Raw genomic sequence first — 22,089 nt, forward strand, 5'->3', positions numbered from 1 at the left:
GGGAGCCGATACGGCAGCGTCCGGCCCCCAAAAGCCTCGACCAGCCAGCACTCTCAAATATCCAAGAACTTTCAGCACATCGAGTGTGGCTCGACAGGATAATTGTCGAGTGGTCTCGCTCCATCACCGAGGCGAATCTGGATCACACCCTCAAATACACAAACATGACGGGAGTTCCCGCTGATAAGAACTTTTATGGTTTGGTCATGCATTTCTTCAACCACCAGACCCATCACCGCGGGCAAGTGACTACCTTGCTTTCACAAGCGGGTGTCGACATAGGTAACACGGATCTGGTCGTCCTCATTCCATCCGAACCTTGCATAGAGTAGATAATCCCGGCGCTGGACCGGGTTTGTCTCAGTTGATCGCCTGACGCCTGTGCATGATGCCCTGCAGCCGGACATCACTCCCTGTTCAGCGCATCGATATCAGTTCAATGGAGAAAACGATGGCTCAGGCTCCTGCGGAAACCGTCAGGCCCGACGCTCAGAATATGATCTGTCCGGTCTGTCCGATCACGGTTAAGAGTTCGCCGGAGCAGTTGTCCGGCGTGAGTACCGTCAAGGTCAATTTCGCCGAGAAAATGGCCATCGTCACCTATGCCCCCAATAAAGCCAATCCTGAGGCATTGACCAAGGCGACGACGAAGGCGGGTTATCCCTCCACCGTACACAAGTGAGGCAGTCATGAGCGCCATCATTCTCGAATCCGTGTTGACCTGCCCGCATTGCGGTTTCGCCAAGCAGGAGGCCATGCCCCCCGGTGACTGCTGTGTGTTCTGCTCGTTTGGCACGGTGACTGTGGTACGGGGCTTGACCTGAGTTTATTCGGTTTATCAGGCGCCTCTAACGCGCCTCTAACCGTGGTTCTAGGAGGTGTGTCATGTGGAGTCAGCCTCTGATGCTTGTGGTGATCTACCTGATTATCACCCTCAGCATCGGCTGGTTGTATACCATTGCGCTCATATATTGGCTTTGATCCAATTGGTGACGATCGGTCAGTCTGCATTTGGTACCGTTTTCGGCAGGCAGCCTTGTCCCGATTACAGTCGTTGGGGAGTGCCTGAAATGAGGTGGTTTCAGCCGGTCGTGACAGGCAGAAATCGGCCAAAAGCAGACCCTGCTTGTGTCTACAACCGAGGCTCCATCCACTGATGTGGTCGCCCCCCTCTAAAAATGAATCGCGCTCACCCACGCACGCTCAACCGGCACATGTAAGTAGCGCGTGACACCCTGATTGGAAAGGCTCGGCAGGTGCCAGCACACCGCATGACGTAACAAATGACCTGAATGCCTTGAGCAGGTTCGGTTCACGCCGTCCCAAGACGCCCGCCTGGCCAGCCTCCTGATACGACGAATCAAGTCACGGATATTTACCTGTAGAGCAGATCCTTATACGATGAAGTCCGCTTCTACTGCCCCCCATCAGATCTGAGTAAGCTATGGTTGTTATGCATAACAAAGTGACTTAACAAAATGTGCTCTATAGCCACGCAAGATTTGCGCGAAAAAACAAGCAAAGGCTGTATACAGGTTAAAATCACTTTTACATTTAAATACAATACCATTGAGCACCCGAATGATGAACAACCCTGGTTTTTTGCCCGAAGGTTCTAAAGCCTTCAGCATAGTTATAGTAAATTATAAAACACCAGAAATTACCAAGATATGCCTGGACTTATTGCACCAGCATTTCGGCAGCAACAGCGTACCCGTATGGGTAGTTGACAACGATTCCGCCGATGAAAGCACTGAGTACTTACGTTCTCTTGACTGGATCAATTTAATCGAGCGCTCTGTTTCTGAACCAGAAGCGGGCCACATCGCGCATGGCAAAGCACTCGACCTGGTTTTGGAACGAGTTGAAACTGATTATTTATTCCTGATGCATACTGATACATTTGTTTTCGATAAAAATATTTTTCCGATGATGCTGAATAAGTGCTTAAAAGACCAAAAAGTCGTGGCAGTCGGTTGTGTTGAGCAATTAAACCGCGGCACCACGAGAACTCTTTGGCGCTTTAGCTCACGACTATTCAAGCATCATTTCAGGCGCCTGAAAATCTCCATGGGATTGCGCTCCAGAGAACCAAAACCGTACAAAGAAGTCTACTTAAAAAGTTTCTGTACACTATGGAACTGCAAACTTGTCAAGCAGCACAACTTGCACTTTTCGATGGATGATCGCGTGCCAGGTTATACTCTCCAAGACCGCATGACCGAACTTGGCTACGTCGTTGAAATGTTGTCACCGCGTAAAATCTTCAGCTATCTGGATCACATTCAGGCTGGCACTGTCGCAGCGGCTGGCGGCTATGACAAGACTCATAGACGAACCAAAATGTACAACAACATTCTTAAGCGCCTGAACAAGGACGACAGAAAAAGTTAGGCTACGATTTGACGGAACGAGCAGTGCATTCAACGCTGCTTGAAGTCACCCATAAGTTTTTATATCAAGTTATTGGAGCGATAATGGCCCCCATCACTCAAGCACTACCTATCACCCTGTCCCCGGAGCTTGATTTCGACCAAAATGCCGCCAGCGCCTTCGGTGATTCATTGACCAGTCGCTATATTCAGGCTACGCCATTTCCGCACATCGTCATTGACAACTTCTTGCACGAAGACCTGATTGCGAGCATCTGCTCGCACTTCCCCATCGAGCCAACCAACAACGAAATGCTCTACGAGCGAGGCTATAAAGGTCAATTAAAACGTCAAATCAGCCCCAATGAATGCGCCCCCTTTTTGAAGACTATTTTCAACGTCTTCAACTCGGCTCCCATGTTGCAGTTTCTTGAAAAGCTCACAGGCATCGAAGGCCTGATACCCGACCCCTACTTTACCGGTGGCGGCCTGCATGAAACGAAAAGCGGTGGTTTCCTGGGGGTGCATTCGGACTTCAGGCTCAACAAAAAACTTAATGTCGAGCGCAGACTGAATGTCATAATTTACCTGACTGAAGACTGGCGAGAGGAATACGGCGGCAACCTGGAACTTTGGGATGTCGACATGAAGACCTGCCTTAAAAAAGTCCTGCCCATTTACAATCGCTGTGTCATTTTCAACACAGACAAAGACAGCAATCATGGACACCCAGAGCCTTTAACGACTCCAGAGCACATCACCCGCAGGTCTATAGCGCTTTATTACTACACCGCGGGCACCATGGTGATCGACCCTGCACAAAGAAACAAAACCCACTACAAACCAAGGCCCAAAGATCGTTTAAGCCTGAAGTACTACATGAGCAAACTAATCAAGAGAAAAAATTAAACTGTATCGCCAGACGATCGAGCTCAGTTTTTTTTAACGTTAGCTTGCACATCAGGATATGCCCCCACGCTCAGTTACAGCGCCGATCAAATGGCCCATGGGGGCGCGGGGATAAACTTTGACTCGATCCATTGTTTGAAAGCGACAACCACGGCACCCGGAAACTTGGCCGATGGCCTGATCAGATAAACCCCACCGGCGGTATCCAGTTGCCAGTCAGGAAGGACATGCAACAGCCTCCCGGCAGCAATATCACGACTCATCAACCAGTCACCGGCGCCCAGTATTCCCGCACCAGCGCGGGCCGCTGCCAGTAATGATTCACTGTCATTGGCCGTCAGGTTTCCTTTCGGAGAAACCGTCTGCAGTTCACTGCCGCGATGGAGTCTCCACAGAGGAAAAGACGCAAGACCGCTGAAGCGAAGGCAATTGTGATTGATCAACGCCTGTGGAGTTTCAGGCATGCCGTGCTTTTTGATGTAAGCAGGCGAAGCGCACAGAATCCGGCGATGGTCGCTGAGCTTTCTGGCTATCAACCTGTTGTCTTCCAACTCTCCAATCCGAATGGCTGCGTCAAAACCTTCATCAATAATGTCGACCAGACGCTCGCTATAGTCTGCAAGGATCGAGACATGGGGATAGGCCTTGAGAAACTCCGGCAGCATCGGGCCAAGCCAAAGCCTGCCCATGGCTGCTGGCAACGCAAGCCGCAACGTACCCCGAATTTCGCTGGCACCTTCGGCCGCTTGCTGCTGCGCTTCATTCATCAATTCGATGGCTGAGCGAAGGCGCTGCTCCAGCCTGGCACCTGTTTCAGTAATTCGAACCTGCCGGGTTGAACGCTCCACGAGCCGAACGCCAAGGCGCTTTTCCATTGCCGCGAGCCGTTTCGAGACGACGGTTGGGTGTCGCTGCAATAGCCGGCCAGCCCCGACAAATGAACCTTGTGAGGCCACGGCCAGAAACGCAGCGATTTCGTCACTGTGCTGATTATTCAAAACATCAGGATTCATGGTTTTAGAATGATCGCCCCCGATGAACGCCCCGACTCCAGATCGGCATGCGCCAATGCTGCATCAGCCAGCGAGTAGCTAGCCCAGATCCGAGGTTTGATAATCCCCGCACCCATAGCGGCCAAGACATCCTGTGCTCGCTCCTGGTATTCGGAGGCACTCGCCGTATGGGCGGCCAATGAAGGACGTGTCAGGAACAGCGAGCCTTTGGAGTTGAGTGTCGACAGCTCTACGGCTGACGGCGCACCGGATGAAGCTCCGAACGATACCATCACACCACGTGGTCGTAAGCTATCCAGGGAGGCCTGGAAAGAAACACGCCCTACCGGGTCATAGACGACGTCGACCTTTTTCCCGCTGGTGATACGTGCGACCTCCGATGCCAGGTTGTCAGCGTCAAACACCAGGACTTCATCGCAGCCCAACGCTTGAGCTTTTTCGACACTGGCCGGCTTTGAAACGACGCCGATTACAGTCGCACCCAAGTGCTTGGCCCACGGAACCATGATTTCCCCCAGCCCTCCAGCTACACCATAGAGAAGAATGGTTGTGCCCTGCCCCACGGGATAGGTGGACTTCAAAAGGTACTGCGCAGTGATGCCCTTGAACATGACGGCGGCTGCATCATCGAACGACAGTGCATCCGGAATTTTGACCAGCCGATCAGCCGGATAAAGCCGGGCCGAAGCATAGGCACCCAAAGGGCCGGTGGCATAGGCGACGCGATCCCCAACTCGCACATTGCTGACGCCAGCACCCACAACGGCGACACGCCCGGCGCCTTCCAGCCCAAGTCCGGACGGCAACGCAACGGGCACCGCTCCCTTACGTTGGGTGACGTCGAGGAAGTTGACACCAATAGCTTCTTGCTCGAGCCAGACCTCGCCTTGCCCTGGCGTTTGTTCGCTCAGTGGCTCCAGGTTCATTACTTCAGGATTGCCGGACTGGTTAAACCGGATCGCAGATACCATGGTCATTTCCCTTTCAGTCAGAAGCTGCCTTCACATAAGTGCCTCTAGTGTGAGAACTGACCCTGTAATGAACAAGACCGGTTGACTGCAGATCATTAGTGCACATGTTGCAGCAATAACATCTCTGATACCACGCGTTATTGCCTGGAGCGATGCAGGTACTGGCAATACGGGTGCAATCGCGCCCGCTGCCAGCCACTCACTGGCCGTGTGTTTAACAGTTTTTGAGAGTTATTGATTCGGATTATCCCGCTGCTGCAGGCAGCATTCGGCCCGCATTGACCGGCGTGCAAGCACCTGCTTTGCGTAACCGACTGGCGAGTACCAGTGCCCGAATACAAGGCGCCCAGACCAATGCCTGGAGCCAGGTCGGAACCCGAATGACAACTTTCATCACTTGAGAACCAAATACATGGGCATGTCGAATAAATGGATCGTGGGTATTGCGTTGAGCTGTGTATTTCAGGTCGGCTGTGTCTCGAAAGTGGCGCAGCAAGAGCAATACTCGGGCTTCCTGGGCAATTACCAGGGCCTGGAGGAGCAAACTACGCCGAGTGAGCAGAAGGTATTGCGCTGGGTATCGCCGGGGTTCGATCCTCGCGCCTACTCCACTGTGGTGTTCCGGCAGGTGGAGCTGTATCCGGCGCCCCGGCCGACCGCGCGCGTCAGCCTGAAAACACTGCAAGACTTGCAATTGATGACCAGCAACAGCATCAAGAACGCCTTTGACCGCCGCTATACGATCGTCTCCTATCCGCAGCTGGCGCCGACCGATTCGCGGTCGCTGATCCTGCAAGCGGCGATCACTCACGTCAGCGCCAACAACGAAGGCATGCACTGGTATGAGGCCGTTCCAATCGGGGCAATTGTCGGGGCAACACAAGCAGCCACCGGGCATCGGGATCAGACTGCCGAGATGTACATCGAAGCCAACCTGATCGACGCCAAAACCGGTATGCCGGTCGCGAAGATCGTTCGCAAGGTGTTCGGCGAGACACTCAAAAATGCCGAACAGCCGATTGTTGCCAATGACTTCAAGGTTGCACTCAAAGGCATGACAGACGATATGCAGGCCCTCCTCCTCAAGCATTGACGCTCAGGCAAACCCCATCGCAAACGTGGAAATGCCTGCCGTCCACCGGCATTGGGTGGCATGGCAAGCAAACCGGCATGGGGTTTCAAAGTGGCGCCACGCGCGTTTTCCCTCTGACAAACCGTTAGCCGTGCCGACGCCTGACGTGAGGCTCAATGATGAAAAGACTGGCCCATACCTTAGCGGTCCTTATGATGTTCCCGGGCACCAGTGCCCTGGCGGCGACAGTGGTTCCCCTCAAAGGTCAGACTTCCCAGACCATCCAGCAGGACACCAGTGCCTGCCAATCCCAGGCCAACGCGCAACATCCGGTTCAAGGCACCGTGCCTTCCGGTGGTCGGGCCAAGGGCGCCGCAACCGCCGCGGTAGCCGGGGCGACCGCGGCAGAAATTCGGGGTCGCCAACATGAAAACGTCTATGACCAGATCGACGACGATACCAAGCAAGACTATCGCCAGAATCGGGCACGCAGTGCCGCAGCTGCTGGCGCTGTCGTGGGGGGTTCCAGGCAACGTCAGGAACGCAGACAGAACCTGAGTGCGAGCGAACAAAGCATCACCGCCAACAACTCCGTCTACAGCAGTTGTCTGCAACAACGTGGCTACGATGTTTTTCCCTGATCGGCGACAAAGACCTGCAGCGTTAATCGACCTTCCTGGCCATGACTCAACGAACCAAACCGAATCGAACTTGAGGACTCCACCGATGCGTCTTGTGTGTGTTCCTGTTGTGATGCTCGCTTCCTGGCTTCTGGCCGGTTGCGCCTCCTCCCCAAACAACCCGACTTCAACGCTGCAAACGGACAAGTCGCCCGAACAGTATGTCGACTGCCTCCTCCCGAAGTTAAAAGACCAAGAGATGAGCCCTGTCGTGTCAGGGAGCGAACGCAGCTATCGGGTTGTCGTTTCGAGCAAAATTGCCGTAGACACTGTGCTGGAAACCCATAGGGCACAGGATGGAGGCAAGGTGTATTTGTACCAGCGCCAATTGCTGGCCTCGACTTTCAAGCCGTCGAGCTTCGAGCGTGCTGCCCAGGAATGCTTGTAGCGCCAGACAGCGACTTGCCCGCCCTTCTCCCCCTCCAGACATCGCCTGCTCCCGCCTCCAAAAAAAAACCCCGCGTCCTCGATTAAAGGACGCGGGGCAAAGGCTGTTGAACGAGAGGTGAGGATCGTTTACGCCCCGACGAGCAAACCATGAACGTGATTTGTGTCAACGCTCCTCGAGATCCATTTAAAGCCGTAACGATCCTGGTTCAAAGCTAATAAGAATCAAAAATAATCCTCAACGAGCCAGGCGCACAAAAACACGATCATTGATTTGTATCGTGACAATTCAAATAGCAATTGATGCCTTGTCGAGACAGCCAAGTTAGTTCACTCAGGCGTGGCTCCGTGCAAATCCACCTGCCTGAGCTTGCAGTTTTCGGATAGCGCAGAAAATCAGTTCCAAGCATTATTCACGGTGTCCAAATCAAAAACCGCGGGTCATCCAGCAATGTTTTTCCTTTGTTTGATTCAATTCATACCTCTGACAGGCAGGGCTGTTTGCCGCACTGCACGCCTCTGAAACGAGCCATTCCAGCATTGTAAATGCGACACACAGTGCACCTTGCGCTTGGCCCTCATCTTCGTTCGCCTCCCAGACCAGAATGTACCGAGCCAAATCCGGCCCCTATACTCAGGCCAGTACCGCCTGAACGGAAGATTTCTATGAGCCACACCTTCAAATTGAAAAATGGCGCTGTGGCAGTATTCGACCCAGACAGCGCCGTGCTTTCCATTACAACACCCCATGGAGATGTACAAAATTCCACGCTAGGTAGAGCTGAGTCGCGTCTATTGGACCTGCTGCTCATGGAGCCAGGTGTCACTAAAAGCCGTGACGAAATCATCGACTACACCTGGAATGACCGTGTGGTGGCCTCCGGCAGTTTGAATCAAACCGTTTTCTCACTACGCAATATTCTTAATGACGGTCGAGATCACGAGATTTTGATGACTGTTCCTCGACGAGGATATTGCTTCAACCGACACTGTGTCGTCGATGCGCAAGCAGATGTACCAGTACCCTCAGAGGAAACTGCGCAGCCACCCGCTCCCGTCACTGAACAACTACCGCCAACCGGTAGTGATGAGCGGCCTGCACCCTCAGGTAAAACCAGTAAATCCACCCGCCTTACGAAGGCTCAACTGATCGCTTATGTCGTTACGCTGGCAGTCGTTGCCTTCACTATTTTTCAATTCGACTTCGACATGCCAAAAATTGAAATTTCCAGCGTTGACAAGAATGGACTGGTCATCCACGCCGTAGGCAATGATCTGGCCGAGGCACAAGCGCTGATGGATCTGTCGGCCAAGCAATCTGAACAGCTACCGCCAAATCTGAAGGGTCAAGTCTGGATCAACCTGTATAAAGCCAACTATTCCGTTTCGTGCATTCGCCCGGACCTGAGCACTGCGAATCTACAATTAAACAGCAGCGAAAGAGACCTCGCCTTGATGATTCGTCAATGTCTGGAAGTCACCTTATGAAGTTTGAAATTCCGCAAGTCATTCACTGGCCGCTAATAGTCTTGATCAACGCACTCTGCATTTTCTCTCTTGCTTATTCGCCTTCGCACTACATGGAAAACACCAGTTATCAAACAAAAACCCGGCAATGGCTGGAAGACCTCAATCAACTCAACACCGAAGAGTACCTCACTATCGGGCATGGCCGACTCACGGGGACCACGCTGGAAAGCCTGAATGGAAAAATCCGCAATGCGACTATATCGGCGAATATAATCGGAGAAAGCAAAACACACGTCCAGATCAAAGTCAGCAACGTCAAACTTAGCCAGGACAATGAACTGTTTGCCATTGAAAAGACCCCTGACCTGTTCTTCAGACGGCAATACGTCTTGCAAGAAGGTGCCATTCTAAACTACGAATTGATTCCGACGCCGGATAAAAACGCCGTGTGTTTTTACGTACACGAACTTGGCCGCTTGCGCTGCATGAACCATTAATCGGTTTCCCGCACTGACTCGATACCCGCCTGGTACAGGTTCATATCAAAGAATTCTCCACGCCAAAAATAACAGTTATTGATTTGAATCAGATGGCGCCCCAGCAAAAAATCCCTCGCCGATAATCTCTGGAATCGAGCCTGCTTGATTCTCGTCCGGGACAATACCTTATACAGGGGAATCAAGTGAAAGCCATGTATTTCCTGCGAGCCAACAAATCGACGACTTTCGGATTCCTGGCGGTCTTGTTTCTGTCTGCAATGCCACTTTATTCGTTGGCGCATGACGAGCACTCCGTCGAAAGTACGACAATTGAATATTATGAAATTCAAACAAACCCGGATGACAGCCAGAAACAGTCGCATCTGAAAATTCATAGTGAGAATGAGTATCATACGGACGAGCAGGACAGTGATTCTGCTCTCCCTACCCCACCACAAGGTGATACCGGCACGAGTTACGCCAACACGCGCATATTCCTTTGAGGCACGTGGTGCTCGCCGGGGCAGGCGGTGACTGCCCCCTTCTGACGACCTGGAAAATATGAGTTATTGACTTTGGCGGGCACCATCGAAGTGAGATTATTTGCAGACCAAGCCATGGCAGAGATGCAGCTGACACCAGGTTCTGCCTGAATAAACTGTTAATAAGGAAATCACCTCGATGCTACTGAAAAACTTTGTCACCGTGTCGTTTGGTTTATTGCTTTCTCTCAAGGCCATGGCCGACGACAAGGGCGTCTACAGTGCCAAATTGACGAATGTCGAAACCAACAAGAAGGCCCCAAGTGCTGTGAAAGCCAACTATCAGGTAAACACCGGTTATCGTATTGACGACTTTTACTCCTTTACAGCTGCAGCCATTGACCCGATGAAACCTCAATCGCAGATCTTCAGCTCGAAAATCGACCCGCGCAACGTTCAACACATGGACGACTCACCATTGAACAACAAGTACGCATTTTCGGCAGAGCTGGAACTGATCCGGGGACTCTGACAACCCGTTCAAAGCCAATGGCAATGGGGTCGATTCACCGACAGAACGGACGCCGTATCGCGTATCCTCTCCATGACTGCCCGTCAGGCTTGACCCTAATCATTTAACAGATGAGCCTTCAATTTCATGAGTATCGCACCGCCCGACGAGATCTTTCATTTGTCTTCTGCCTTGCCGAGCCAACTGAATAGAACAATAGGCAAATGGGAAATGAGCCTTATTCCGACCGAGCATGAGGCGCGCATTCGGCAACACAAGCTCTTTCACAGTGCCGAACTCCAGTGCAGTCGTCTTGAGTTCGACTCATCCCTCACCCTGGTCAGTTCTGTCCCTGCCGGATTCGTGACATTCGCCATCTCGCAGGCCCCGATTGGACGCCCCGTCGTAAACAATCACAAACTACAGCCTAACGAAGTCATCGTACTGCACAGCGATGAAACGGTGCATTACACCTGCGAACCGAATGAAACACTTTTCACCATCACCACAACACTGGAAAACTATGACCGGTGCCGCCAACGTCACTTGGTCATCGATATACTTGCCAACAGAACAAAACACTGTTTCCAGGCTGAAAACTTTCAATTCATACGATCTGCCATTCAAGCCATCAGCGCTTCCTGTGACGACATCAACGACGCTGGCACGGTACTTTCTTCTCTATTGCTGGCATTGACGCCCGCTGGCGGCTTCAGCCGTAAAGTCCCGACAAGAAGAAAAGTGGCGATAGAAGCCATAGAGTACATTCATGCAAATACAAAAAAAGCGCTCACTATAAAATCACTCGTAAGACAACTTGAAACCACAACCCGCACCTTGCACTTTGGCTTTATTGAAACGTTCGGGATGTCGCCAATCGCGTATATCAGGAACTTGAGACTCGCAAGCGCCCGTCTCGATCTGATAAACAAAACCTGGCCCACCGTGACAGAAACCGCGATGTTCTGGAACTTCCATCATCTGGGCCGGTTTTCCAAGGCGTATCAGATTGCATACGGAGAGACACCGTCGGAAACGGCCAGGCGCAACTCAGCCAAGCCCAGGAACACGACCTCCTCCGTTTACAACCAGGTCGTTGACGGGCTTTTATCAAAACCCGGCAAATAACGATTAATAATTACGTTTTATCAGGCACAGGTACCCACAATTGCTTATTTGCCCGTCCAAGGAGATAAGCATGCATCATCGAATAAACACACTGCCACTCAAGCAGAAAATCGCCCTGTGCATTATCGCCTATGCAAGCGGCATCTTGTTGGCCGGGGTAATTGACTGGTACTGAAGACGTTTAATCCGCGACTACAAGGTGCACAATGAAATATTGATACCTCGGGGTTTTCGATGGTTGCCATATATAAAGCGTTACTTGGAAGGCACGCAGTCACTGTATGCCTGATTGCTGCGACGGGCTGGGCCGCATGGTTCTGTGCTGGAGGACTGGCAGAGCCAATCATTTCACGGAAGTTGAATAACGTTTATGCCGATCTGCGTGCTGCTCAGGTAGAGCCTAATGCGCAGATCGACAAAGTACTGGAAGCCCTCGGCGATCTTGATCGTTCGGGTGAGGAATGCTCCGTCGAGCAATACTCACAACTGGCCGAGCTGGTTAAAAACCTGCGATTTGTTGATCAAGCGGCAATCGAACTGCCCAATGGCAAGATCTGTTCTTCCTACGGACAAGAACTCCCGTCATTACTGGCCGGTAACGTCAAGCGCAAGTTCTCCGTTGGAAAACGAACCTACTGGGTCGATTCTGGCCACACAGTTTCTGCGGACACCGACTTTATCATTGTGTCGGAACAATCAACCTACGTCTGGGCAAACAAGAAGATCCTGCTCGACAACTTGAAGTTTCCCGAGGACCTGCAACTGGACCTCATCGGCCCCGGCGGCGCTGTGCCCATTGCCTCTACGGGTGCTCAGCCGCTGAAGATGCAGAAGCCGTTCCACCTTGAAGAACTGGTGACCTCGGCAGACAAGGTCCTGATCGCCTTTGCGGGCAAGCGAAATGAACTGATCTGCGTCATTTCTCTTCCGTTGAGTTACCTGACAAGTCTCAAATTCAAATTATTCATTGGCCTTGTGTGCGTGTTCGCAGCGCTGCTCTTCCTCGCAAGGTGTACTCAACGGCATTACACCTCTACTGCGGTACGGCTTCGCAATGCCATAAAAGCCAACACGCTGGGTGTTCACTACCAGCCTATCGTCAATTTGACGACGGGCTATCTGGAGGGCGCCGAAGCACTTCCTACCTGGAGCGACAACGGCACCCATGTGCCTGCGGATGTTTTTATTGCGGTGGCGGAGAAGTCTGACTTGATCCGCAAACTGACGCGTTCGGTGATTCGGCAAGTGGCGGAGGATTACAGCACCTACCTTTGGGCGTGCAAGGACTTCTACATCACGGTCAATCTTTGCGCCCAGGATATTCAGGACCCCACCTTTCCAGACTTTGTGGCCAGCCTGCTGGCAACCTACCGCATGCCTGCGTCCGCCATGACTTTTGAAATCACCGAAAGGACCTTGCTCGATCAGAAGCCTGCCGCCATGCAATTGCGACGGCTTCGTGCATGTGGTCATCGCATTGCCGTGGACGACTTCGGTATCGGCTATTCCAACCTCTCGCTCCTGGATTCAGTGCCTTTCGACATTCTGAAAATAGATCGCTCATTCATCGCAGACGACAAGATCGCGGCCAAGGACGCCTTGTGGCGACACATTGCCCGGTTGGCCAAGTCGCTACGACTCAAGGTCGTGGCCGAAGGAGTCGAGAGTCAGCAGCAACTGCCGCATCTGGTTTCGGAGGGGGTTGTATTGGCACAAGGCTGGTTGTTCTGCAAAGCGCTACCCATTCAAGCGTTGGCAAGACGCTACTTTCAATGTCCGGCAAACATCCCGCCTTGCGACTCAAAAATATCAATCAATGACTTCTATTAACCCCTCATGGCCCCTCAAATGCTCGCCGAACCCTAACACCTGACAAACCTGAACAAGGACTCCACTACACATGCTACTTCGAAACCTTGGCTTCGCTTCACTGCTATCGTTGCTGACTTTTCAGGCGCTCGCTGATGACAAAGGTTTGTATCTTGGAGCTGGCGTAAGCAACATCCAGACCGACGAATCCAAGTTGGACGACGACGACACCAGCTACAAGGTTTATGCAGGGTATCGCGTCAATAGCTACCTGGCCTTCGAGGGCGCCTACGTCGATCTGGGTCAATTCAAGGACAAGAATCTCGATTTCGAAGGCAAATCGGCTCAGGCTGCCGCCCATGTCGGCTTTCCGTTGGGCGATCGGATGCGGGTATTCGGCAGTGTCGGTGCTCACGCCTGGGACGCCGACGGCAATGCCACCGACGACGATACCGGGGTTGATCTGACCTACGGTGTCGGCCTGGAGGTCGATGTCTTTCGCAACATCGGCCTGCGCGCCGAATACGAAGTTCTGGAGGTCGGAGAGATCAACCTGAATCAGACGACCGCATCCGCCTATATGCTTTTTTAACACCGCTACAACCGAGCGGCCTCCCCCGGTCGCTCATCGCACTCGCCGCAATGCTCGTCCTCCTCCTGCCAGCCCCTAGCCATTACTTCAACGGCTCCTTCGATTCCTGCGCAGGTGCCATGTACCACTTGTCCCTGGGCACCCATTTCTCCTGTTGCGGATCACCCAGATAGTGCGGCGACATGATCTGTACGCCGTACTCGTTGAACACATCCTGGATGTTGGCGTGCAACATGCTCAGCAGCACCGCTCGCGGCCGAGGCTGACTGGGGATGGCCTGGGCCACCAACCGGTACTCGGGGTAGAAATCCGACAAAGCCGTTTGAAACACCTGCGGCGGTGGGGTTTCGAGGACGCCGGGCGTGCGTTTGGCGGCTTCCAGCAACATCCCTTCGACCTGTCGCCAGGGGGTGTCATAGCCAATGGTGACCGCGGTGTCGACCACATAACCGGGGCCTTGTACCACCCGCGAGTAGTTCTTGGTGACGGTGCCGGTGATCATCGAGTTGGGCAGGGTCAGCACTTCGCCAAGGCCGGTACGAATGCTCGTGGTGAACATGCCCAGTTCAGTGACCGTCCCTTCGTGCTCGCCAATGCGCACGAATTCACCGGGACGCAGGGTTCGGGTGTACGTCAGGATCAATCCGGCCGCCGCCTGCCCGACGACGCTGGAAGCACCCAGCGAAATCATCAGACCGACCAGCACCGACAAGCCTTTGAACGCATCGGTACCGGCACCCGGCAAGTAGGGATAAGCCATGGCCAGGGCAAACAGCCAGATCGCCAGCGAAGTCAGGCGCTGAGTCGGCTTCAGGGTTTCATGGTTCAGCCAGTTGAAGGTGCCGGGCGTGGCCATGCGCCGCAGTATCCGGCGAGAGAATGCTGTCGCGCCTCGAGCAATGAAAAAGATCGCCAGCGCCACGCCGAGCCCGGGGATGGCCCCGAGAATCCCTTGCAGCAAATAGTCGACGACTTCCAGCAGATAGCTGTTAAGGCTTTCACCCCAGGGCCGGGTATAGGGAAAACGCGACAGGACAAACCCCAGCCACTCGTAAGTGAGCAGCAACACGATGACCCAACGCAGCAATTCCAGCACGCGGCTGACCAATGGATAGAGGAAGTTGGCGTCGATCAGCGGGACCCGCCCGACCTTCAGGGCCTGGGTGTGCCGATGCATCAGGTCGGGCAGTTTTTTCAGCAGTTTGCGCCGCAGGACCACCATGCCGAACAGCAGTGCGATGTAAACGCCGGTGGCGATCAACGCGGCAACCACGGAGCGCAGAATCAATTGCAGGCTACGGGCTTCCCGGGTTTCGGCCACGACCTGGCGCAGCTTGCCCGCCGCGGCTTCAGCGGCCTGCTGTACCGACTCGTATTCGGTCTCGTCGAAGTCCTTGGGCGAAACGATAAAGGCGCGTCGGCTACCCAGCAGCACCATGTAGCTTTTCATGATCGGGTCGAGGGTGACATTGAGGTCGTCGGCGTCATCCAGCGCCTCACCGATCACCACTTTCGCCCGTTTGACCCGCGAGGCCGGGGCTTCACCGAGGATGGTCGCGCGAAACACCATGATGCTGCGGTTGGCCACTTTCAATTCAACGGGAGCATCAACCACTTTCGGTGCATCCTCGGCCCACAGTTGCACCGACCAAAACATCCCGAAAACAGTAAACATTACAGCGAGCAGCCTGCTCCGCATGTGTCGGATCCTTACTTCACAAAATTCAGATCGAGGGTACGTACCGCAGCGTAGTTCACCGATGAACGGTTGTCAGATTGCAAGAGCGAGCCTGCTCGCGATAAACCGGAGAACACCGCGGGGCGCCTGCCAACCCGCGTTATCGTTGACGACCATCGCGAGCGAGCTCGCTCCTACAGTGTGTTCCGTACCTGATTCAAGGGTTGACCTGATAACCCTTGCCCTGCAAACAGCTGGTGTAAGCGGTCGTTGTGTTCGCCTGAGTGGTTTTCGATTGCTCCCGGCGTTCCTGGCGCTGACGTGAAGCACCGACCACGGCGCCGGCCGCCGCCGTCTCCTTGGCGCGGTTCTGGCGGTAGTCCTGTTTCCTGTCATCGTCGACTCGATCATAGGCCTCGTCGTGCTGATTGCCGCGCACCTGGGCAGCCGTCGCGCCGGCGGCGGCCCCCACGGCAGCCCCCTTGACCCGCCCGCCCGAAGGTGTGGAAGTCGTCGAGGCGCTTTGGCTGGCGGCAATGCTGTTGCATTCGTTGATGTCGGCCTGGGTTTGTTGCGAACTTTGCCCTTTCATCGGCACCACTGTTTGCGCCCATCCCGGGGCACTCAAAACCGACAAGGCAAGGCACAGACTGATGGGTGACAAGTTTTTCATGATGACCTCCGGATGAACCTGGTTCACCCCCAACAGGAGTTTAGATCAGCCCCCGTCGGCCACCCGGTTACTGACCGGCGGTGGGCCCAATCTCCATGACCAGTCGGTCGTCGACCCAACGCACGGGCACGGCCTCCAGTTGCGCGCCTTTACACGGGCCGTCGATGCAGTGCCCGTCGTCGTAACGAAACATCGCACTGTGATGGGCGCACATCAGGACCTTGCCGCGCCAGGTGCAAAACTGCTGCGGATTGAAGTCCAGCGGCACCGAGAAATGCGGGCAGCGGTTGACGTACACCCACACCTGTTCGCCCTGACGCACCGCCACCAGCCCGGCGGGATGTAATTGCTGGTGCTGCGGCAGCCCCAGCGCCCCGCCGTCGGTGATGTCGTCGAGTCGGCACAAGGTAATGGTGCTCATGGAAAACCGCGCAGTTCCGGGTTGCCCAGGCTCCAGTGCCAGGGGCGAATCTGCAGGCTGGCGAACAGTCCCGCCTGGACATAGGGATCGTCGCGCATGAACGCTTCCACCTCCGGCAGGCTGCCCGCCTCGATGACCAGCAACGTACCCGTCATCGCCGCGCCGGCATCATCAAGGATCGGACCGCCGAGGCGCACGACGACCCGATGATCCCCGGTGGCACGCAAATGCGCCTGGTGACTGGGCCGCAGACGCTGGCGCAGCGCCTGGCAGTCCGAGTGATCAGTAGCAAACACCGCAAAAAACTGACCCATGATTCACGCAGATTCCATGACAAATTCATAACACGCCCGCTTGAACGGCACTTGCATACCCAGCCTGGTGGACACATCGTCGTGGGTGTTCAAGTCCTCATAAATCACCTGCAACGACTGTTTCACCCCAAACACTGCATCGGATTGCAGATACGGATCATCGTGATTGAACAGGTGCGTGACCAGTTTGCGATAGCCCGGCACCTCGATCATGAAGTGCAGATGCGCGGGCCGCCACGCATGCCGGTTGGCGGCATCGAGCATGCGCCCTACCGGGCCATCGGTCGGTATCGGATAGGCCACCGGGACAATGGTGCGAATCGCAAAGCAGCCATCCGCGTCGGTGCGATAACGCCCGCGCAAGTTGCCGAAAGGCTGTTCGGTGTCCTGTCCGGAATACATGCCGTTTTCGGCGGTCTGCCACACGTCCAGCACCGCACCGGCCAGTGCATTGCCGTGAATATCGACCACGCGCCCGCGCACCAGCGCCGTTTCGCCGGGCGTGAAAGCCATGTTTTCGCCGAACTCGCGATCCGGCATGCCATCAATGTAAAACGGCCCGAACACGGTGGTTTCGGTGGCCGTTGCGCTGTGGCGATGGTTGATCGCGTCGACCAGCATCGAAACGCCCAGGGTGTCCGACAGCAGAATGAATTCCTGGCGCACCAGGCCATCGCACTTGTGCCCGGTGTCAGTCAGGAAACCAATGCCTTCGAACCACTCCTGTTCGGTCAATTCGACCTCACTGACAAACGCATGCAGGTGGCGAACCAGGCTTTGCATGATCTGTTTGTAGCGCGCGTTGGGCGCGTCGTTGAAGCTGTTCACCGCCTGTTGGGAGATCAGTGACTCTATGACTTTGTCTTGATCGGTCATTATTGTTATTCCGACGTGGATAAAAGTGGCGGGCAGATCAGGCTGGGGCCTGACCTGTCAGGGCACGGTTCAACAACGCCTCAATCGGGCCTTGCTCGAACGGCCGCGGGTTGTAGTAAGGGCTGGCGCATGCGATTTGCGCAGCTTCGGCCGGACCGTTGGCCGGGAAGCCGATGTCCGCCAGGGCCAGTGGGATGCCCAGTTTCTGGTTCAGCGCGTACAACAAGGCACCGACCTCGCTCGCTTCGCTCCCACCCAATGCGCGGGCGGCCCGTTGCAGCGGGCCCGCCGCCGCTTCGCGGTTGTAATGCGCGGCGTGGGGCAAGACGATGGCGTGCGCCTGTGCGTGGGGCAGATTGAACGTGCCGCCCAGGGTGTGACAGAGCTTGTGGTGCAAGGCCATGCCGACCGAGCCCAGGCAAATGCCCGCCAGCCACGCGCCATACAACGCCTGGCTGCGCGCCTCGGGGTCGTCGGGATTACTGACAACGCCCGGCAAGGCCTGCGCCAGCGAGCGAATCGACTCTTCGGCCATGAAACCGATGATCGGGTTGGCATCCTGGGCGTACAGCGCTTCGACGGCATGGGCCATGGCGTTCATGCCCGAGCACGCGGATATCTGCGTGGGCAGGGTCAGGGTCAATTGCGGGTCGTAGATGACGGTCTTGGGCAAAACCCGAATATCACGTCCGGTTTTTTTCAGGCGGTTTTCGGTCAGCCCGTAGATCGGCGTCATCTCGGAACCGGCGTAGGTGGTCGGCACCGCCACGATGGGCAGGCCGGAATCCATCGCGATCGCCTTGCCCAGGCCAATGGTCGAACCACCGCCAATGGCCACGCAGCAATCGGCGTCCAGCCGCGCCGCCTCAATGCGCGCCGCTTGCGCCACTTCCAGCGGAACGTGCATCACGGCTTTGGGATAGACACCCGCCGCACGATCACCGAGCAGCGCGGCGACCTGTTCGCCGAGCCCGTGCTGTTCCGGCGTAGTCAGGATCAACGCACGCCGGGCACCCAGCCGTTCAATTTCCTCGGCCAGCGCCGAAAGCTTGCCCCAGCCGAACACCACACGGGTCGGCAGGCTTTGGTAAACAAAAGGATTCATGGCAGGCCTCAGCGTTTGTAGTACGCAGGGATGTTGGCATCGACGTTGACCCAGACCGAACGGGCTTCGGTGTAATCGTGGATCGCTTCGAAGCCCATTTCCCGGCCATAACCAGACTGACCGACACCGCCAAACGGACTGCCCGGGTTGACCCGTTTGTAGCAATTGATCCAGCACATACCTGCATGAATCGCGTCGGCTATTTTGTGTGCGCGGCTCAGGTTCTGCGTCCACAGGCCGCTGCCTAGTCCGTATTCAGAGTCGTTGGCGATGGCCAACGCTTCTTCGTCGGTGCTGAAGCGCACCACGGTGACGAACGGGCCGAAGACTTCTTCCTGGAAAACGCGGTCACCGGGCTTGGCCTCGACCACTGTCGGCTCGACATAAAACCCATTGGCCAACGCTTTATCGTCCGGTGCCTTGCCGCCAGCGAGGACCTTGCCGCCCTGCTCTATCGCGATGTCGATGTACGCCAATACCCGGTCGCGGTGCAGCGCCGAGGTCAGCGGACCCATTTCGGTTTCCGGGTCCAAGGGATCGCCCAGGCGGATGGACTTGGCCAGGGCGATGAAACGCTCAAGGAACTGGTCGGCGATATCTTTATGCAGGATCAGCCGCGAACCGGCGATGCAGGCCTGGCCCTGGTTGTGAAAGATCGCCCAGGCCGCGCCGTTGACCGCCGCGTCCAGGTTGGCGTCCTCGAACACGATGTTCGCGCCCTTGCCGCCCAGTTCCAGCTGGATGCGCTTGAGGTTGCTTTTGGAGGCTTCGACGATCCGGCGCCCGGTGGCGGTCGAACCGGTAAAGGCAATCTTGCCCACGTCGAGGTGTTCGGCCAGCGCTTGCCCGGCGGTATGGCCGTAGCCCGGCACCACGTTGACCACGCCTTTGGGGAAGCCGACTTCGGTCATCAGCTCGACAATGCGCAAGGTCGACAACGGGGTGATTTCCGAAGGTTTGATCACGATGGTGTTGCCCGCCGCCAGCGCCGGACCCATTTTCCAGCTGGTGAACATCAGCGGGAAGTTCCACGGCACGATCTGCCCCACCACGCCAATCGGTTTGCGCTGCACGTAGTTGAGAAACCCGGCTTCGACCGGAATCACCGAACCTTCGATCTTGTCGGCCATACCGCCGAAATAACGGAAGCACGCCGCCGTACGCGGCACGTCGAGACCACGGGAGTCACGGATCGGGTGCCCGGTATTGAGGGATTCGAGCTGCGCCAGTTCTTCACCGCACTCCTCGATCTTGTCTGCCAGCTTGAGCAACAGGCGCCCGCGTTCGGCGGCGCCCAACGCAGACCAGGCCGGGAATGCACGCTTGGCGGCGGCAACGGCCAAGTCGATGTCAGCAGCTTCGGCGGCAGCGATGCGGGTGATCAACGAACCGTCATGGGGCGACACAACGTCAATGGTGCCGCCAGCGACCGCATCCACGAAACGGCCATCGATATAGAGCTGATTTTGCATAATGGTTTCCTCGCACCGCGCGGCTGGCGCAGTGTTTGACGAAGTGATTGCTGAGCGTTTTGCCCGGCGCTGGGCCGGGCCGGACACTAGGTCCTAGAACTCGATTGGATACGGTTTGAGCTCACCGCTTTCGTAGCGTTGCGGCAGGTTCGGCGTGGCGTTTTCCCAGACCATCAGCATCGAGCGTTTGGTCGAGTAGCCCTGGTGACGGATGTCGGCGGGCATGGCGCAGATGTCGCCGGCACGCATGGTGATGCGCGCACGGGGATTGCCGTCGTCCTTGTCGCCGACGTCCCAGATGATTTCGTCGGACATCTGCAAGAACCATTCGATGCGGTCGTTGCCGTGGAACACCGGCAGGATGAATTCCTCGGTGGTCGGGCAGAACAGGCTGGCCTTGCACACCGAGGTCACCGACGGGTTCCAGGTCACATCGGAGCGCGACAGGTACTTGAACAGGTTGAAGGCATGCAGTTCGCCTTCGAAGCCTTCGGCGGCATGGACCTCCGGTTCGTCCTGCGGCACATCGATGAACTGGCGATTGACCGGCAGGTCGTCACGCAGCGGCGAGTCATCCTTCAGGCCCGGCATGCGTTTGGTGGCGATGCGGGAGCGCTCGATGGCCTCGATGTTGTCGCCGTTCTTGCGACCGAACGCGCTACCGGTTTCTTCCGGGGCGGCAAAGGGGTCGAAGGTGGCGTTGGTCCAGTCCCGCAGGATGGCCTTGAAGGTGGCCATGATCAGCGGCGTTTCGAAGTTTTCGGTGTAATTGACCCCGGCCGCCTTGAGCGTGCCGTTGAAGGTGCCGGCGTACAGGTCAACCTTGCCGTAGTAGTTGCGGGTGCCAATGACGTGGTCAAAGTTGACCCAGCCATAGAAAAAGCCCCAGGCCACGTCGCGCATCATGGCGCGCAGGAAAGCATCGACCGGGATCAGGTGCGAGCGGGTCTGGCCTTTGGCCGGCCAGGTGATGCGGGCGAAATACTCGTCGCGCGACAGTTCGAAGGCGCCGAGTTTGAATGAGCAGTAGCCGGTGACGGCATGGGGCGCGCTGGCCTGGACTTCATCGTCGGCAAGGTTGGCGGTGTCGGCTGCGGTTTCAAGCATGGCCATGGCGGGATTCCTCTTGTTTTTGTGGGTGGGACGGTCGGGAGCGGCAGATCACTTGAAGCAGATGTCTGCCCATTTCTCGACCGACAACGGACCTTTGATGGTCTGCTGCAGGATCACCCCCGGGCGACTGGCTTCGAAGCGATAGGCGGTGCCGACCGGCAACAGGCATTGATGGCCGCGCTTGAGCAGCACGTAGCCCATCGGTTTGCCCGCTGGCATCTCACCGGCCAGGTGCGTGCCCTCGCCGGCTTTCAACGGCGCATCGAGCTTGAGGAAGTCCACGCGAACTTCACCGTCCATGACAATGGCGAACTCGTCGTGCGCTGCGGTGTACCAGGGCGACTGGCCTTCGGCACGCAGGGTTTCGACGACGTAGCCGAGGTTGAAACCGACCACGACTTTTTCATAAGGGAGGGATTTATCCGCCACTTCGAAAATGTTGGAAAAGGCGTAGTGGCTGGCCTGGCCGCTGATGATTTCAACCGACCCTTTGGTGTAGTTGTCCAGCGAGCCGAAGACCGTTTCGATTGCAGCGCTACTCATGGTTTTCACCGTTTTGTTG

General features: G+C 55.8%; 26 protein-coding genes. 15 read left to right on the forward strand and 11 right to left on the reverse strand.

Going from position 1 to position 22,089, the window contains the following annotated elements; translation table 11 throughout:
* From PMI29_RS15360 to PMI29_RS15350, 5 genes are all read left to right on the forward strand, one after another.
* The coding region (locus PMI29_RS15360; protein ID WP_007997921.1) for a DinB family protein at positions 1 to 332 on the forward strand (332 nt) is incomplete at its 5' end.
* 119 nt (positions 333 to 451) lie between these two features.
* Positions 452 to 682, forward strand: coding sequence for a cation transporter (locus tag PMI29_RS0130095; RefSeq protein ID WP_007997922.1), 231 nt, complete (start codon positions 452 to 454; stop codon positions 680 to 682).
* 7 nt (positions 683 to 689) lie between these two features.
* Positions 690 to 824, forward strand: coding sequence for a hypothetical protein (locus tag PMI29_RS32855; protein ID WP_007997923.1), 135 nt, complete (start codon positions 690 to 692; stop codon positions 822 to 824).
* 760 nt (positions 825 to 1,584) lie between these two features.
* The gene (locus PMI29_RS15355) at positions 1,585 to 2,394 is read left to right on the forward strand and encodes a glycosyltransferase (protein WP_033052377.1); all 810 of its coding nucleotides are present in this window, start codon (positions 1,585 to 1,587) and stop codon (positions 2,392 to 2,394) included.
* Positions 2,395 to 2,477: 83 nt separating this feature from the next.
* On the forward strand, positions 2,478 to 3,281 hold the full coding sequence (locus PMI29_RS15350) for a 2OG-Fe(II) oxygenase (RefSeq protein ID WP_007997927.1): 804 nt from the start codon (positions 2,478 to 2,480) through the stop codon (positions 3,279 to 3,281).
* 86 nt (positions 3,282 to 3,367) lie between these two features.
* Here the strand turns inward: PMI29_RS15350 and PMI29_RS15345 are convergent, their stop codons facing one another.
* A complete protein-coding gene (locus tag PMI29_RS15345; protein WP_007997928.1) occupies positions 3,368 to 4,294 on the reverse strand; it encodes a LysR substrate-binding domain-containing protein in 927 nt (308 codons plus the stop codon).
* Positions 4,291 to 5,265, reverse strand: coding sequence for a quinone oxidoreductase family protein (locus tag PMI29_RS15340; protein ID WP_007997929.1), 975 nt, complete (start codon positions 5,263 to 5,265; stop codon positions 4,291 to 4,293). Before PMI29_RS15340 ends, PMI29_RS15345 begins: the two co-directional genes overlap by 4 nt.
* A gap of 412 nt (positions 5,266 to 5,677) precedes the next feature.
* Between PMI29_RS15340 and PMI29_RS15335 the strand changes: the two genes are divergently transcribed.
* The 10 genes from PMI29_RS15335 (at position 5,678) to PMI29_RS15295 (ending at position 13,875) form a co-directional block, all read left to right on the forward strand.
* The gene (locus tag PMI29_RS15335) at positions 5,678 to 6,358 is read left to right on the forward strand and encodes a DUF3313 domain-containing protein (RefSeq protein WP_007997931.1); all 681 of its coding nucleotides are present in this window, start codon (positions 5,678 to 5,680) and stop codon (positions 6,356 to 6,358) included.
* A 158-nt stretch (positions 6,359 to 6,516) separates the two neighbouring features.
* Complete coding sequence (locus PMI29_RS15330) at positions 6,517 to 6,978, forward strand: hypothetical protein (RefSeq protein ID WP_007997938.1); 462 nt, start codon at positions 6,517 to 6,519, stop codon at positions 6,976 to 6,978.
* 85 nt (positions 6,979 to 7,063) lie between these two features.
* On the forward strand, positions 7,064 to 7,405 hold the full coding sequence (locus PMI29_RS32595; protein ID WP_007997940.1) for a hypothetical protein: 342 nt from the start codon (positions 7,064 to 7,066) through the stop codon (positions 7,403 to 7,405).
* Positions 7,406 to 8,070: 665 nt separating this feature from the next.
* Positions 8,071 to 8,892, forward strand: a complete 822-nt coding sequence (locus tag PMI29_RS15320) for a transcriptional regulator (RefSeq protein WP_007997942.1) — start codon at positions 8,071 to 8,073, stop codon at positions 8,890 to 8,892.
* Entirely contained in the window at positions 8,889 to 9,371 is a 483-nt protein-coding gene (locus PMI29_RS15315; protein ID WP_007997944.1) for a hypothetical protein, read from the forward strand. The genes PMI29_RS15320 and PMI29_RS15315 overlap by 4 nt, the downstream gene beginning before the upstream one ends.
* Before the next feature lie 194 nt (positions 9,372 to 9,565).
* The gene (locus tag PMI29_RS31115; protein ID WP_081501664.1) at positions 9,566 to 9,856 is read left to right on the forward strand and encodes a hypothetical protein; all 291 of its coding nucleotides are present in this window, start codon (positions 9,566 to 9,568) and stop codon (positions 9,854 to 9,856) included.
* Positions 9,857 to 10,034: 178 nt separating this feature from the next.
* Positions 10,035 to 10,367: a hypothetical protein gene (locus tag PMI29_RS15310; RefSeq protein WP_007997949.1), complete on the forward strand. Its 333-nt coding sequence runs from the start codon at positions 10,035 to 10,037 to the stop codon at positions 10,365 to 10,367.
* A gap of 126 nt (positions 10,368 to 10,493) precedes the next feature.
* Positions 10,494 to 11,474: a helix-turn-helix domain-containing protein gene (locus PMI29_RS15305; RefSeq protein ID WP_007997951.1), complete on the forward strand. Its 981-nt coding sequence runs from the start codon at positions 10,494 to 10,496 to the stop codon at positions 11,472 to 11,474.
* Between the two features lie 234 nt (positions 11,475 to 11,708).
* Complete coding sequence (locus PMI29_RS15300; protein WP_007997955.1) at positions 11,709 to 13,304, forward strand: EAL domain-containing protein; 1,596 nt, start codon at positions 11,709 to 11,711, stop codon at positions 13,302 to 13,304.
* Between the two features lie 70 nt (positions 13,305 to 13,374).
* Complete coding sequence (locus tag PMI29_RS15295) at positions 13,375 to 13,875, forward strand: outer membrane beta-barrel protein (protein ID WP_007997957.1); 501 nt, start codon at positions 13,375 to 13,377, stop codon at positions 13,873 to 13,875.
* An 82-nt stretch (positions 13,876 to 13,957) separates the two neighbouring features.
* Here the strand turns inward: PMI29_RS15295 and PMI29_RS15290 are convergent, their stop codons facing one another.
* The 9 genes from PMI29_RS15290 to PMI29_RS15250 all read right to left on the reverse strand — a co-directional run bounded on the left by PMI29_RS15290 (position 13,958) and on the right by PMI29_RS15250 (position 22,070).
* On the reverse strand, positions 13,958 to 15,574 hold the full coding sequence (locus tag PMI29_RS15290) for a mechanosensitive ion channel family protein (RefSeq protein WP_007997959.1): 1,617 nt from the start codon (positions 15,572 to 15,574) through the stop codon (positions 13,958 to 13,960).
* A gap of 196 nt (positions 15,575 to 15,770) precedes the next feature.
* Positions 15,771 to 16,226 carry a YMGG-like glycine zipper-containing protein gene (locus tag PMI29_RS15285; protein ID WP_007997961.1) on the reverse strand — a complete coding sequence of 152 codons (456 nt, stop codon included), beginning with the start codon at positions 16,224 to 16,226 and terminating at the stop codon, positions 15,771 to 15,773.
* Between the two features lie 67 nt (positions 16,227 to 16,293).
* Complete coding sequence (locus PMI29_RS15280) at positions 16,294 to 16,647, reverse strand: Rieske (2Fe-2S) protein (RefSeq protein ID WP_007997962.1); 354 nt, start codon at positions 16,645 to 16,647, stop codon at positions 16,294 to 16,296.
* The gene (locus PMI29_RS15275) at positions 16,644 to 16,961 is read right to left on the reverse strand and encodes a YciI family protein (protein WP_007997964.1); all 318 of its coding nucleotides are present in this window, start codon (positions 16,959 to 16,961) and stop codon (positions 16,644 to 16,646) included. The genes PMI29_RS15280 and PMI29_RS15275 overlap by 4 nt, the downstream gene beginning before the upstream one ends.
* Positions 16,962 to 16,964: 3 nt before the next feature.
* The gene (locus PMI29_RS15270) at positions 16,965 to 17,837 is read right to left on the reverse strand and encodes a dioxygenase family protein (protein WP_007997966.1); all 873 of its coding nucleotides are present in this window, start codon (positions 17,835 to 17,837) and stop codon (positions 16,965 to 16,967) included.
* Positions 17,838 to 17,874: 37 nt separating this feature from the next.
* Positions 17,875 to 18,942 carry a maleylacetate reductase gene (locus PMI29_RS15265; RefSeq protein WP_007997968.1) on the reverse strand — a complete coding sequence of 356 codons (1,068 nt, stop codon included), beginning with the start codon at positions 18,940 to 18,942 and terminating at the stop codon, positions 17,875 to 17,877.
* 8 nt (positions 18,943 to 18,950) lie between these two features.
* Positions 18,951 to 20,414, reverse strand: coding sequence for an aldehyde dehydrogenase family protein (locus PMI29_RS15260; protein WP_007997971.1), 1,464 nt, complete (start codon positions 20,412 to 20,414; stop codon positions 18,951 to 18,953).
* A gap of 93 nt (positions 20,415 to 20,507) precedes the next feature.
* Entirely contained in the window at positions 20,508 to 21,527 is a 1,020-nt protein-coding gene (locus tag PMI29_RS15255; protein WP_007997973.1) for a hypothetical protein, read from the reverse strand.
* A gap of 48 nt (positions 21,528 to 21,575) precedes the next feature.
* The gene (locus tag PMI29_RS15250; RefSeq protein WP_007997975.1) at positions 21,576 to 22,070 is read right to left on the reverse strand and encodes a hypothetical protein; all 495 of its coding nucleotides are present in this window, start codon (positions 22,068 to 22,070) and stop codon (positions 21,576 to 21,578) included.
* Positions 22,071 to 22,089 lie beyond the last annotated feature (19 nt).

This window comes from Pseudomonas sp. GM49 (assembly GCF_000282355.1).
In the GTDB taxonomy this organism is placed as follows: Bacteria; Pseudomonadota; Gammaproteobacteria; order Pseudomonadales; family Pseudomonadaceae; genus Aquipseudomonas.